We start from the raw sequence: 14,671 nt of genomic DNA on the forward strand, positions 1-14,671 counted from the left end.
GTCTCCAAAGGGAATACTACTATTCGCAAACAGCAGGGATCCTCAATAAATTATGTAATGATTGCTCTTCCAGCGAGTAATTGAGTTGACACTGCTGGTTTACTCCCCCCCAACGAAACACAAGGCTGCCGCTCAATTCACTCAAGCGCACATAAGCCAAGCCAGCTTGCCCAACAACTCCCAAGACTTCCCCCCCACTACCAAACACATCTGCTCCCATCGGGACAGCTTCGCCGGAAGCTAACTTGGAAATGAATAGCACTGGGATGCCTTTGCGGGTTTTATACTTGAGCCGAACAGCTGCACCGGCAACGGGTACAACTTGCTGTTGCGTATTCAGCAATTCAACATTGTCGCCCATATAACCAGCCTCAAGGCCAATTGAGTTCTCTCTGTAAGGCAACAAATTAGACATTAATGCATATCCATTACCATCAACAAAGGTTCCCCAACTATTTCTAACGCTTGCGCCTTCTGCCCCCTTGGCTTCGACTATCGCAAAAGTATCGCCCACGGTTTGCCCCAAAGTGACGCCCCCGGAATGCAGCACTACAGCGCCGCTAATATTGGCTCCCCATTGCTGATATTGGTCACTGCGGGAATAGTTGGCCCCCATGCTGGCCAAAGAGGTGCGTTTGTGAACAGAAGCACCAAAACTATTGCCACTATAACTATCGTTTTCTTGACGGCTGGCATTAATGCTGTAGCTCAGAGTGCGAGCATCATCCAAAGTGCCGGACATCCCCAAGCTATAGTCATCGGCACCTGAGCTACTGCTGTGACTGGCTCCCGTTGATACCATATGGCTACTAGCGCCAAGGGGCATGGAAAGATTCAGCGACCAGACATCATCTTTTATCCGCTCTTCCTGGAGAAAAGATTCCTGCGGTATATCCATGCTCAGATATTGGCGGGCGTAGTTAAGGCTAACACTGACAGGACCAAACTGATTGCTGTAACCAAGCTGATACTGATCGTCATCCTCACGGCCATTGCGATATTGCCGTTTGGAACCTGAGACCGACAAGATCCCCCACTCCCCCATGCTCTGATTCATGCTCAGGGTCATCTGAGTCTTCTGCAGGTAATCTGCCGAAAGATATTCGTAACCACTGTCCAGATATTCCCGCTGGCGCAGCACATCACTCAATTCTCGATATCCTTCGGTAGAGTACTTATACCCCGCCAAAGTTACCGAAGTGCCACTGTCAAAAGCTCGGCTGTAATTAAGCCCCAAACGCCAACCAGCTTCAGACTCATCTTGGCCCACTTCTCGGCTCAAACGCGAGTGGGAGTAAACCGCTGTGGCCCCAAACGAGCCTATGTTGGAACTCCAAACTCCACCCGAGCTCAATGCCAAATAATCATCGGCCAAGCGAACACCGGCATTCCAGGTCAAAGCATTTGATAAACCCAACTCATAGGTAAAATCGGCAAAATAGTCATCCTCCCCTGTGTCATAACTCTTGCCCATAGAGAGGGCAAATTGAGACTGTCCGGCTCGCATGGCCCCCGGTACAGCGCTAAATGGCACGGTAAATGAGGATACTCGACCGTCCGCTTCCGTCACCTCAACAAGCAGGTCACCTTGATAGCTGGTCGGATACAAATCATTGATTTCAAATGGACCGGCAGCAACTGTTGTCTGATAGATCTCACGACCATTTTGTTTAATAACGACTTTGGCCGTCGTCTGGGCGATACCAGTTACAACGGGAGCATATCCCCGCTGAGAGACGGGCAACATTCTGGTATCAGTTTGAATCTGAAATCCTTTGAATCCGATGCTGCCAAATACAGTACTGCGGGTATAAAGCTCACCCAAGGTCAGCTCGGCTTCCCAGCTCGGTAGCGCACGACTGACGTAAGTGCGCTGCGAATTGAATTGGCAGTCTGATCCATAACCGGCTCCATAACCATAGTCACGGTATTGGTAGGTTGATTGGTTACGAATCCGCCACAATCCCAGATTGAATCCGGAATTCAACCCAACATAACCGGAATCGCTACTGGTGCCGCCGCTAACTCTGCTCTCTGAGCGATAGTAGTTGGCGGTATAGTTGATGAATAAAGCCGTTTCACCGGCATCCCATCTCTCTGGCGAAACATATCCTCTGGGTTGCCGCTTCATATAAGCCTGAGGAATCGATAGTTCCAGACGCAATTTGCCAGGGTCAAAACTGAAACTGTTACCCTCGACCCTATAGCCCAAACTGCAACTGCCGGTCACAGGTGCAGGTTGCACATGCTCCGACATGACCCCCGCATCCAACCATAAAGATTCTTCAATACAGGGCTCAACGCTGCCATCACTCAAAGCAAAAAACTGCAGTTGCTCTCTGGAATAAAAACGGCCATTGATGAAAAGATCAACTTGGTACTCACCGGGCAACACATCCGGCCCTTGCGCCAAACGTGTCAGAATATCTGTGTTATAACCTTGTCCGAGCAGCAAAGACTCATCAAAACTGAACTCTATCTCCTCATCGGCCATAACCTGTGCTGACATAAACAACAAGGCATATATACAAGCGCACCGAGCAGACTTCTTCTGTGAGTAAAATCTAAACATCGAGACTCCCTCAACGGACAACGCGTTCTTGAGTGATCTGTGCGCCCTGGTCATTGATCAGAGTGAATTTAAGTTGAGCGCTGGTTCCTGATTCCACTATCAGGTTTGCCACGGGCCAACTGATGCGGGAAAAAGGTGCCACCATGGCTACAGGTATTGAGCTCAATCGCTCATTCACCTGCAAACTTGCTTGGCTGAATGAGGCAAAATAGGGGCTGGGATTATGCACTTCCAACTGCAGTCCCGAAGCATCACGGCGTAGGGAAAATGCCAACATAGATGGTACTTGGCTTGGACTGACCGTCAGTGATTCAGGGCGATAAAACACCTTGTTCCGATTACGCAGCATGACCAGCATCTTGTTGCTACTGTCAGCCGTGTTGGAAGGAGGTATCTGTAGGGAGTTAAGGTAGAAAACAGATTCTCTGTCCTGTGGCAAAGCTGTGCCTGTATAGAGCATACGCACTGTCTGGCCACCGTTGGCCGGGACTTTAAAAATTGCCGGCAGCAACACAAATGGCGCATCGGCCGTTTCCGGTGTCGATTCAGGGTTATCTATGTCCATCCATAGTTGCACCACATTGGGGAAACTATCCCTGTTACGCAGTTGAATACTGTGGTCTTTGGCATCCCCGGGATAGATCACCCGGGTTCCCGTCAGTACCACGCTGGCGCAGGCCCACTGACTAACCAAGACGAGTAACAAAATAGAAACTGGACGTAACCAAGACACGGTAGTTGACCCCATTCAGGTAGAGAGTGGCCCATAAGATATGGGCCGGGAATAACTTACAGGTAGCTGATGGCGTACTGTACAGAGCCGGCAACTGTACCTGCAGTTGCACCACCGGCAACAGAGATGTATTGCACGGCATAGTCAACCGAGCCTTCTGTCTCACCCGCAGCCAAAGCTACGCCGGTAACTGCAACATCTGTATTCAGGTCAATAGCAGCACCACCTGGAGCGTCCAGCAGCTGCAGCGCAACATTGGTGGCAGTTCCGGTATTGGCCAGGTTGCCGTCTGTATCAACATTGTTGCCGACAAACTTGGTCGTGGTGCTGATAGCGGATGCACCACTACAGCCTGTAACACCAAGAGTAAAGAGTGTTTCACCTGCAGTTGCGCCGGCGGCAGTCAGATCAGCTTCGCTGACTGTAGGCAGCAAAACCACAGGATTGGCTGCATTGCCATTGATGGTAACTTCACAGGTTTCGGCAGTGACTTCGCCTTGGAAGGTAATGGTGTTAGGGCCGGCAGCCATAGCCGCAGAAGAACCCAATAATGCGCCGCTTACGGCAAAGGCTAAGGTAAGTTTTTTCATGATCATTTCCTTTAAAATAATGCTTATAGAAAACGATAAAAGCGCTTATCGAATTCGCTAGCTATTTTAGAATTACGGAAACAATCAAACTGTCGGACTAAGTGTGTGGGAATGTAGGAAATATCTTAAAGATATAAAGCCCTCAACCTTGGTTGACGACAAACTAACAACCAAGGGAAAGGAGTTATTTTTTAACCTCAGTTGAAACTGGCAGAGATCAGCATTTCCGCGTCAGCAACTCGACTCACCTCGATTAAATCCAATCTGGTAGATGGGGAAACCAATGAGAGGCTCTCTCCAACATCAAGCGCGAGTGCTGTTTGCCCAAAAGGCAAGGCAGTATATTGAAAAGCTGAACTCTCGGACTGGTAACAATTGATCCCTTGTTGCTGTAACTCACAACCAGGATCGACGACTGAGCCAGTAAAACTTATTTGCCCGTCGGCAGCGTTAGCCGCAAAACCGCCACAGGCCAACAAAACTGTAGACAACAGGGTTGTTCTGATAAAACTGAAGGAGTATCTCATAAGTAATCGCCCGAAGTTTGTAGGACGATTCTTATTGTGGTTTCAAATGACCTTGATAACAAGTTATCAGCTTATAAACGGTTGATTTTAGTGACTCCTTTCAACAAAAAAGAATAACTTAGTGAATTAATGGCTGACATTAGAGATTCATTCGTAAAAATGAAGGAATGACAACTCAAAAGCTCTTAAGAGAATGCAAGAGTACTGACGCCTGCCAACGTCGATATTGGGGGGCTGATATCGGATTGGGTAATACCCAGCGAACTTCTTTGTCGCTCTTGTAGAGAGCGATTTCCTGTTTTTCAAGAAATCTTTCCAGGCGAGAGGGAAGAATACGGCAACAGATAATGTCGCACCCGGCCAAGCGTTCGATACGCAGTTCTCTTAGTGGAACAGGAAAACCAACATCCATCAGCCAGTAAAGAGTCTGATGGTAAACTTCATACTTATTTTGTTTCAGAAACGCGATGCCCCAGCCTGGCTCGGCTGTCAGCGCCAACTCTCTGTATGTTCTGAAATCCATAAGCAGTCCCCCAAGAGATCTTGGTTGCACTGTATAGGGACATGAAAACAAGGTCGTTAAGAAACATCCTTGTTGTCATCGGAATTTTCTGATCAGGCTTACCTAAACATAAAAAAGGCCGCAGATGCGGCCTTAAACATAGATTTATGGCGGCGGAATACCGCCAGACCAATGAGCGGATTCACTCTTTAAACAATAAAATATCCATTAACAACCAAACAGCAGCGATGAGGTAGAGTTATCGCAGTCGCCCTCTCCCTTCGACGACTCATCGTCATCGACATCACGACTCCCCAAGAACTCGCCGTGTTTGAACATCTGGATATAGTAGGGTTTACCCATGATGTAAGACACGGTATCACCATGTTCTTTCCCGTCCTGATAACGGGCGACCTTTTTCAATAAGCCGTCTTCGGTGAAATAGTAAAAGCTGCCTTGTTCCTGCCCCTTGGCGTCATACTGCTCCCGCCCCAGTTCATAACCTGCTGCAGAGTGGGCCAGCCAAGTGCCGACTTTTTTGCCGTGATGGTACTCTCCTTGCCAGAGGGACACTTGGGTTTCATAGGGCTCCTGGTACTGCCACTGGCCATGCCGTTTGTCCTGACTATAATTTCCTTTGGCTTGCAACTCGCCTTTTTCATTGTAGGTCTGGTATTCGCCTTCAAGCTGCCCGTGCCGGTAATGTGCCAGTTGCAACAATTGACCATCATGCACCTGGATTTTTTTCACCTCACCATGCAGACGCCCTTGGCTGTCATACTCTTCAGTGCTGCGATTACCGGCATCCAGGTAGGTCCAGGTACCCACCTTTTTGTCATTGGCGTATTCGCCTTGCTCCAACAGTTTGCCGCTAACCAGTTTCTTCTCATAGGCACCATGGAGCTTACCTTCCTTGTAGTAACTGGTTTCTATATAGGGCTCATCGTCCCAAATCCCTTGATAACTTTGTAGAGTCAGCCCCTCGCGCTTACCTTTCAGTTTCTCCTCTCGTTCAATGACAACCCCACTGGAATCAAACTTCTGAAACAGAGTCCACACCCGGGTCATATCCTGCTGCATTCTTGAGCTAAGCTTGCCCTCTTTAAAGTATTGCCTGTCGAGGATCTGCTTGTCTTTGACAAAACGGGCGCTGAATTCCATGGTCTTGCTGCCGTCATCGGCAAATTTTTGCTCAAAGACCAATTGGCCTTGATTGTCAAAGCGCTCTAAATGCTGCAGCTGCGAGCTATTGGCATAAAAGGTTTGCTGCTCGCCCACCTTCTTGCCCTGCTGATAGTGTTCAACTCGAGTCAGTTGCCCCTGTGCATCGTAGTGACGGCTTTCCCCATGTTCTCGATTCTGCAGGTAACTGCCTTCCCAACTGAGTTGCCCATTCTTGTGCCAACGTTTGGCCGGCCCCTGCCGCTGGCCATCCACATAAACATACTCGGCCTCTTTGGCACCTGTATCCCAGTATTCATAGGCTTTACCCTGTTGGCCTTTAGGGCCAAAGGTATCAATGTAAGACAGCTCGCCATTGCGGTGATAACGTTTGCGCTCACCGGTCAGTTTACCCGCCAGATACATGCTGCGCTCACGCAGTTGCCCCCCGGGGTAGTACTCCAGTTGCTCCCCTTCCGGCAACCCATTGACCAGCGAGTGTTGCGCCTGCAGACTGCCATCCTGGTAATAGTGGCTGTCTTTACCAACGCGTTTGTCGCCCAATTGCTCATAGACTTCCTCTAACTGACCGTTACTGTAGAAGTTTTTCTGAGTGCCCCGCTGCTTACCATCAACAAAACTGGCCTCCATGGTCAGGATGCCGTCTTCATCATAGAAGCGGATCGGGCCTTCCATCTCGCTGTTACTGTTATAGTTGCCGTCGGAAGACAGCTTGCCGTTATTGTGAAAGAACCGGTAACTACCTAAGGCATTTTGGAAAATACCCGGCTTGGCAAAGCTGCCCTTGAATCTGGGGATATCCGAGCCGACATAATAGATGGTGGTTTGCCAACCGTGTTGATCCTGAGTTTGAGGATCTTTGACATAAAAACTGGCCTGTTGCTCACGGTCGACCACTTGCCAATCATCATTCAGCCACACTGTCTCGGCGCTGGCCATCCAGCTCATCAGGCAACAAAGTAATATCAATACACGCATTTTCTTGTCCTTAAGGCAGTGGCGGGAAACTGTTGACCCAACGAATATCCAGGGGTTCGCCCTGATATTCGAGCTTGCTGATACGCTCCACTCTATCGGCAACTCTTAGGTATTTGTCTTCCATAACGGCTTCGCTCAGGGACGCATGGTCTGTATTGAGATAGTGAGCGTGTATATCCAGCAAAGGCAGTTGTACGCCATCGGCATTATAGAGATGGTACTGCTGAAGGAACTGCCGCGTGGATTGCTGCAGATCCAGCTCACCGAATACTTCGATAGGCACCAGCCAGGCGCGCTCACTCGGGGTATAGTCAATTGGCTGCCATACCGGGCGTCCATCACAATGCAGATGACTGGGTATTTCCAGGCCATAGAAATAACGGCGAAGACCATCTTCTGTACTCAGTTGGTACTGGAGTTGCGCAGGCTTCCATTTGTCATACTTCGCTTTCCACACCAAGGATGACGGCCCTTGTTTAAAATCGCCTTCTATCTGCAGTTGGCAGACACTGGCCCAGTCCTGTGGCAGGGTCAACTTGGCACCTTGCGGCGTATCGGCCTGGGTCGAGAAACTCATAGGGTCAAAATCGGCAGAGTCTTCGCCGGTGTCATTGTAAAGGTAATTCTTATCCATTGGAGGCAGGGTGTAATCGGCAGCAAAGGCCTCGCGGCTTACCCAGCTAACCTCACGGCTGAAGCTCGATTGTTGCTGCTTCTTCACAGCAAAGAAGGTCACCTCTGATGGCTGGTTGGTCAACTTCACCCTAAACCCATTCTCGCCGCTAAATAGTATGCTGCGATCCAAACTATTGAGCCATTTGGGGCCGATTTCTGGCGTCTGGTAACGGTATTCACCTTCAAGCCCATCAAAAAATGGCAACAAATAGCCATCTGTGCCGCTGAAATGCAGCTGATATTCATCTGGCTGCTGCGCTATCGGTGTAATGGTGACAATACCGCCGTCAAACGCCAGTTGCTGCTCTTGTCCCGACTGCCATTGGCCGGAAATCGATACCAGTTCGAGTGGCATAAAATCTGCCATGGCGCTGAAGGAGGATATTTTTTCAAACTGGTTTCGCTGGTTCCAGCCCAGAGGTGCAATGGCGGTACTGGTGACTAGCTTGTCATTTTGTTGATAGGGGCCAAATTGGCCTAAAACGGCAAACTCCATTTCAATAGGTTTATCTTCCGCGTCCAATGCCTTGAAGTCTCGATAAGTGATCTCTCCCAGAACTTCTTTTTCATGCTCGGCGAGCAATAACTCCAATTGGAGATGTTTAGATTCGACGCGATATGCTCCTTTGCCGTATTGGAATAAGGCTTCGGCGCTGATCTCCTGCCCGTCAACAGGTTTGGGCGGCGCGGTCACTATCGGAATCCAGTTATCCAGAGAATCGGGGGCAATTCGATTGCTCAGATCACCTACTTGATCGAGCAGATCTTTACGCTCCATGACAAGCAACATATGGTTGCTGCCTTGTCGTCCCCTGAGTTCGACTTTAGTTTCCAGCACCAACACCATTTTCTGCAACCAGCCGCTATCGCGGGCCAGGCGCATATGCCCATACAGGCGGCTATCATCACTTTCGGCCGTCAACTCTGTGTCTACGGTTTCGGGAGTCACTTTGGTGACCAGTAATTCGGCTTGCTGGCCGTTGAACCCCTCAAGAGTCAGCTTACTACCCTCTTTGGCAGGGATCTCCTGCAACACGCCGGGAGCATCCATTCCCGGGGCCAAAAGTTTGATTAGCTCAGGGCCAGAGCGTGCCAATATTTTTTGCCAGGTTTCATCGTCCTTGGCCTTAAACCCCAGCAGTTTTCCTGAGTCGTTATCCAGAGTGACTTCAAAGCCTTTGGAAAACATCTTCTGCAGCTCGGGGTTGTCATCGGTAGCGCCAAAGCTACTGAAAGGCCGGCCGCCGCCTGACATAGCCATATACTTAGGTACCAGCTCCAGCTTTAGCGCCGGCGAGGTCTCAATCACCTCATAACGCATCAGGGAGTTGCTGTCCTGAGTAAATTGACGTCCACCTATATCTATAGTGGCTTTGGCCTGTACCCAGTAATCAACTTGATCGCCTTTTTTGGGGTCAAATTCAACATGGGAATTGGGGGTGCATGCGGACAAAAGCCATAACAGGCCGAAGAGGGAAAGATACTGCTTCATTTCATTCCTTGAAGAAGAACACTTAAAAATTAGCGCTGCATTATGCCAGAACCTGAGTCACAATTCTGCTGCCATCCCCGCAGGCTTTAACCATTTCGCCGGGTAAACGTCGCAAATTCGCCAATAGCTTTGGGAAAAAGCCTCTATTTAAGGCCAAGCCAAAAATCCACAATAAGTCCCACCTCATTTGAGGCAACCAACCCTTTCCTGCGGCTAGAGTCTTGCTGACTCATAGTTTTACTGCAACCGGCGTTTTCTGCTCCCTGCGGCAGATTTCCACCCTGACGTCAGGTTGCAGCCTTTTTAAGTCCGTACAACGCCAAAAAAACTGGGGTTGGAATTATACAGCTACATACGCTGCACTACTCCAACCCCCAGATGTCTCTCGGGCATATACTGTCTATTGGCTCTCAGTTAAAAGCGATCGGCATTCATCACCTTGGCCCAGGCCTTGACGAAGTCCCGAACAAACTTTTCGCCGTTGTCATCCTGGGCATAGACTTCCGCATAAGAACGTAAAATCGAGTTGGAGCCAAGCACCAAGTCCACTCGGGTTGCGGTCCACTTAACCGCGCCGCTGTGACGCTCAACAATCTCGTAGAGGTTGTCGGCAACCGGTCGCCACTGATAGCGCATGTCGGTGAGATTGACAAAGAAGTCATTGGATAAAACACCGACCCTGTCGGTAAACACGCCCTGTAATGCCCCCTCGAAGTTGGCACCCAGCACCCGCATACCACCTATGAGCACTGTCATTTCAGGGGCCGTGAGCCCCATAAGTTGGCTGCGATCCAGCAAGAGTTGCTCGGGAGTCACCCGATAATCGGCCTGCAGATAATTTCTGAAGCCATCATGCAAAGGCTCAAGCACGGCGAACGATTCCACATCCGTCATCTCTTGGGTTGCATCCCCGCGCCCCGGCAGGAATGGCACCTCTATATTGACCCCGGCATCCCTCGCGGCCTTCTCAACTGCGGCGCTGCCCGCAAGCACTATCAGGTCGGCCAGGCTGATCTCCTTACCGCAACCTGACTGGATAGCCTCCAACACCTTGAGTACTTTTTGCAGCCGCTTCGGCTCATTGCCATGCCAGTCGCAGCACGGCTGCAGACGGATACGCGCGCCGTTGGCGCCACCACGGTAGTCAGAGCCGCGGAAGGTGCGGGCGCTGTCCCAGGCGGTAGCCACCAACTCGGCCACACTCAGCCCTGAGGCCAGGATCTCTGTCTTGAGGTCGGCGACATCCTTGGCAGTCAGGCTGTAGTCGACTTTAGGGATTGGGTCTTGCCAAATAAGCTCTTCTGTCGGCACATCCGGCCCAAGATAGCGACTTCTTGGCCCCAGGTCTCTGTGGGTCAGCTTGAACCAAGCCCTGGCAAACACCTCACTGAAATACTGCTGATCCTGGGCAAAACGCTCGGCAATCTTACGATATTCAGGGTCGACCTTCAGCGCCATATCGGCATCTGTCATTATGGGATTGTGGCGTATGGACGGGTCTTCCACATCCACAGGCTTGTCTTGCTCTTTGATATCCACAGGCTCCCACTGCCAGGCACCGGCTGGACTCTTTTTCAGCTCCCACTCATGCTGCAACAGCATCTTGAAGAAACCGTTATCCCACTGGGTAGGATGGGTTGTCCAAGCCCCTTCAATGCCACTGACCACAGTATCGCGGCCAATGCCCCGGCTCTTGTGGTTTAGCCAGCCCAGTCCCTGCTCTTCCAAGCCGGCCGCTTCCGGCTCCGGGCTGAGATTTTCGGCGCGGCCATTGCCGTGACACTTACCCACAGTGTGGCCACCTGCGGTCAGCGCCACGGTTTCTTCATCATTCATTGCCATGCGTTTGAAAGTTTCCCGCATGTCCTTGGCCGTCTTCAGCGGATCCGGATTGCCATCAACCCCTTCAGGGTTGACGTAAATAAGCCCCATCATCACGGCTGCCAATGGGTTTTCCAACTCGCGCTCCCCGGAATAGCGGCTGTTGGGGCCATCACTGGTGGCCAGCCACTCCTCCTCCGAGCCCCAATAGGTATCCTTTTCCGGATGCCAGATATCTTCCCGTCCGGCGGCAAAGCCGAAAGTTTTCAGCCCCATGGTTTCATAAGCGACTGTACCGGCGAGAATGATCAGGTCTGCCCAGGAAATCTTGTTACCGTACTTCTTCTTGATAGGCCATAGCAGACGCCGAGCCTTGTCTGTGTTGACGTTATCCGGCCAACTATTGAGAGGGGCGAAACGCTGATTGCCGGTACCTGCACCGCCGCGGCCATCTTCAATGCGGTAAGAACCGGCCGCATGCCAGGCCATGCGCACCATCATGGCGCCATAGTGGCCCCAATCTGCCGGCCACCAGTCCTGGCTCGTGGTCATCAGTGCCCTAAGATCGGCTTTCAGGCCGGCATAGTCCAATTTGGCAAACGCTTCGGCATAGTTGAAATCGGGATCCATGGGATTGGTCTTGTTGTCGTGCTGGCTGAGGATGTCGAGCTTGAGCGACTTGGGCCACCACTTCATGATGTCTTGCTCTATGGATGTGTTGGCGCCGTGCATTACTGGACATTTGCCCAAGGGCTTACTTCCGGTCATAGGTGTTATCTCCATATTGGTACAAGCATTACAGTAGACTTACTCTCACATCATACGCTGACTAATTTTTATACTCGAACAAGGAGTATATATCTAATCCGTTAAGCATTTCTTAACCATATAATTTGTATGGTTTACCCGGCACATCCTCGGCAGAAAGTAAAAAATCCACCTGCATAGCAGGTGGCTTTGAACAGCCCCCTAGAAGGGGGCTAAAAGAATTACCCATCCAAACCAAGCTTGATCTGGCCGTTTGATTCCTCTGCCTCTACTTTCTGTTGATACCTTACATATCTACGAATGATCTCTTCGTTTGCTCCCACTGAATCTACAAAGTAGCCTCTTTGCCAAAAGTGGTTACCCCATAATTTATGCTTTCGTAAGTAAGGGAATTTGTTAAACAGTCTTATCGCAGTTCTTCCCTTTAAAAAACCTACGTACTCCGAGACACTCAAGCTTGGCGGAAGTCTCACCAGTAAGTGAACATGGTCTATCTGGACATTTAGCTCTACTATCCGGCACTTCTTCATGCCGCTATAGATATAAATACTGCGACAAACCTCCTGTCCAACTCGGCCCTTCAAGATCCTGTGTCTATACTTTGGCGTCCATACAATGTGATACTGACAGCGATAGAAGACGTGCGATGCACTTTCATATCGGCTCATACTGCTTACTCCTTGATTTGCTGGTAACAAACCGAGTCAGTATGCAGTATGGGCACTCTTCGGGCTGAGCCCCGACTTGACGATCACCACCTCCATAGGAGGTGGTTTTAGGGTGACAACAAAAAACCCGCCAGAAGGCGGGTTTTACTGAATAGTTTGCTGACTGCGTTATACGTCCATACAAGCCTTGAGCTTGTTAATGGCGTTTTTCTCCAACTGACGGATCCGCTCAGCAGACACCTGATAGGTATCGGCCAGCTCCTGCAGTGTGGTCTTTTCATCGTCCAACCAACGGGCCCGCAGAATATGCTGGCTGCGTTCATCCAAGGTCTTGATCGCCGACAACAACTTGTTCTGGGCATTGGATTCCCAGTTGTCATTTTCTACCTGGGCCGCCAAGTCGGAAGAATGGTCTTCCAGATAAAGCGCCGGGGCAAAGTCATGATCATCATCGTGATCATTGGTCAGGTCAAAGGCCGGATCCTGCGCCGCCATTCGCGACTCCATCTCGGTCACATCCTGTTTGGATACGCCAAGATTCTCCGCCACCATAGTGACCTCTTCATCGCTGAACCAACCCAGACGTTTCTTGGCCTTACGCAGGTTGAAGAACAACTTACGCTGTGCCTTGGTGGTGGCGACTTTAACTATGCGCCAGTTCTTCAGCACATATTCATGAATTTCAGCCTTGATCCAGTGCACGGCGAAAGACACCAAACGCACACCCACATCAGGGTCGAAACGTTTGACCGCCTTCATCAGGCCTATGTTGCCTTCCTGGATCAGGTCTGCCTGTGGCAGACCATAACCCGCATAGCCGCGGGCAATATGCACCACAAAACGTAAGTGCGACATAATCAGTTGCTTAGCCGCCTGCAGATCACCGGTTTCCTGCAAACGCTTCGCCAGCTCATACTCCTGCTCGGCGTCCAGCATGGTCATGCTGTTTACCGAATGGATATAGGCCTCGAGACTGCTGCTCCCCTGGGGAACCATCAGTGCCATTGATTGCGTTTGATCAGTCATTCACGCTCCTGTTTCTTACTGCTTTGATGCTCATTTCGGGTCGAAAAAACGCTGATGAGCCGATGCACTATCGGTCAATTGACATATATTGTCAACGCCGTATCCAACATCTGGGGTTATTTTTACCCCGAAAATAGGACAATGCAAGTGAAGATAAGTTCATTTTTACATCAGTGAGGCTCTATGGCTCGCAGGTGTTGGCGCACCGACAGGAAAGACCCCAACCAACCCAAAAATGACGCCAGTGCCATCATCTGCAGCAGCTCAACAAAGGTCAGGGACTGCATCTCAAGTTGGCTGCCATACAGGCCCAAAAGCGAGGCCAACGCCCCATCCAGGTACCAGACCAAGAGGTTGATTATCACCCAGGCGAGAATACCGCCGATAACACCATACCAGATGCCGGTGTAGAGAAAGGGTCGCTGAATAAAGGCTTCCGTGGCCCCGACCAGCTTCATGACCTCAATTTCACTGCGCCGATTCATGATAGCCAAGCGAATCGTGTTACCTATGACCAGCACCACAGCCAGGATCAGCAGTGCCGCCAACGCCAGCACGGTACGTTCCAACAAGCGCACCAGCGCCTGTAAGCGCTCCAGCCACTCGATATCCAGACGGCCAAAGCTCACCTCAGGCTCACGCTCCAGCTTGGTCAAAAGCTCTCTGGCGCCTGCGGGGCTGGAATACTTTTCGGTGGGGATAACGCTGATCACCGCCGGCAAAGGGTTGCTTTCCAGATAGGAGAGCGCCTCGCCGAAACCAGACAGCTGTTGGAACTCCGCCAGTGCCTCGTCACGATTGATATAGTCGACCTCGTCTATTTCCGGGTAGACCTTTATCCGTGCCAGCAGGCTCTGAATACTCTGCTCTGAGCGGTTCCCCTCAATAAACAAGGAGATCTGTGCCGCGCTGCTCCAGGATTGGGTAATGGTTTCGGCATTTTTTACCAGCACCTGCAAGGCGGCCGGCAAACTCAGGCTGACACCCAGCACAGCCATGGTCATCAGCGATGAGATAGGGTTGCGCCACAACTCACCCATGCTGGCCATGGCATGCTGTATATGGCGGATAAAGAACATCACTATCCGGCCGGAAAGCGGGAGTTTACTGCGGGTCAATGAAGGCTGGGCAGACATA

At 50.7% G+C, this 14,671-nt stretch carries 11 protein-coding genes; all 11 read right to left on the reverse strand.

The genetic code is table 11. The features are described from left to right. Nucleotides 1-19: 19 nt before the first annotated feature. The 11 genes from E1N14_RS20715 to ftsX all read right to left on the reverse strand — a co-directional run bounded on the left by E1N14_RS20715 (nucleotide 20) and on the right by ftsX (nucleotide 14,670). A complete protein-coding gene (locus E1N14_RS20715; protein ID WP_247600970.1) occupies nucleotides 20-2,626 on the reverse strand; it encodes a fimbria/pilus outer membrane usher protein in 2,607 nt (868 codons plus the stop codon). Then, the gene (locus E1N14_RS20720; RefSeq protein WP_238336419.1) at nucleotides 2,583-3,305 is read right to left on the reverse strand and encodes a fimbrial biogenesis chaperone; all 723 of its coding nucleotides are present in this window, start codon (nucleotides 3,303-3,305) and stop codon (nucleotides 2,583-2,585) included. The genes E1N14_RS20715 and E1N14_RS20720 overlap by 44 nt, the downstream gene beginning before the upstream one ends. A gap of 56 nt (nucleotides 3,306-3,361) precedes the next feature. Beyond that, complete coding sequence (locus tag E1N14_RS20725; RefSeq protein ID WP_025010734.1) at nucleotides 3,362-3,895, reverse strand: fimbrial protein; 534 nt, start codon at nucleotides 3,893-3,895, stop codon at nucleotides 3,362-3,364. Between the two features lie 197 nt (nucleotides 3,896-4,092). Next, a complete protein-coding gene (locus E1N14_RS20730; protein WP_025010733.1) occupies nucleotides 4,093-4,422 on the reverse strand; it encodes a type 1 fimbrial protein in 330 nt (109 codons plus the stop codon). 175 nt (nucleotides 4,423-4,597) lie between these two features. Beyond that, the gene (locus E1N14_RS20735; RefSeq protein ID WP_025010732.1) at nucleotides 4,598-4,945 is read right to left on the reverse strand and encodes a hypothetical protein; all 348 of its coding nucleotides are present in this window, start codon (nucleotides 4,943-4,945) and stop codon (nucleotides 4,598-4,600) included. 207 nt (nucleotides 4,946-5,152) lie between these two features. Continuing rightward, nucleotides 5,153-7,084, reverse strand: coding sequence for a toxin-antitoxin system YwqK family antitoxin (locus E1N14_RS20740; RefSeq protein WP_062793412.1), 1,932 nt, complete (start codon nucleotides 7,082-7,084; stop codon nucleotides 5,153-5,155). Between the two features lie 10 nt (nucleotides 7,085-7,094). Beyond that, nucleotides 7,095-9,251 (reverse strand): hypothetical protein, encoded by a 2,157-nt coding sequence (locus tag E1N14_RS20745; RefSeq protein ID WP_062793413.1) that lies wholly within the window; start codon nucleotides 9,249-9,251, stop codon nucleotides 7,095-7,097. A gap of 414 nt (nucleotides 9,252-9,665) precedes the next feature. After that, entirely contained in the window at nucleotides 9,666-11,840 is a 2,175-nt protein-coding gene (katG, locus tag E1N14_RS20750; protein WP_062793414.1) for a catalase/peroxidase HPI, read from the reverse strand. Nucleotides 11,841-12,061: 221 nt separating this feature from the next. Beyond that, nucleotides 12,062-12,508: an IS200/IS605 family transposase gene (gene tnpA / locus E1N14_RS20755; RefSeq protein WP_025012174.1), complete on the reverse strand. Its 447-nt coding sequence runs from the start codon at nucleotides 12,506-12,508 to the stop codon at nucleotides 12,062-12,064. A gap of 168 nt (nucleotides 12,509-12,676) precedes the next feature. Then, nucleotides 12,677-13,534 (reverse strand): RNA polymerase sigma factor RpoH, encoded by an 858-nt coding sequence (gene rpoH / locus E1N14_RS20760; protein WP_025012147.1) that lies wholly within the window; start codon nucleotides 13,532-13,534, stop codon nucleotides 12,677-12,679. Between the two features lie 170 nt (nucleotides 13,535-13,704). Continuing rightward, nucleotides 13,705-14,670 (reverse strand): permease-like cell division protein FtsX, encoded by a 966-nt coding sequence (gene ftsX / locus E1N14_RS20765; protein ID WP_025012146.1) that lies wholly within the window; start codon nucleotides 14,668-14,670, stop codon nucleotides 13,705-13,707. Nucleotide 14,671: the final 1 nt, after the last annotated feature.

The sequence above is a fragment of the Shewanella algae genome, from assembly GCF_009183365.2.
Taxonomy (GTDB): Bacteria; Pseudomonadota; Gammaproteobacteria; order Enterobacterales; family Shewanellaceae; genus Shewanella; species Shewanella algae.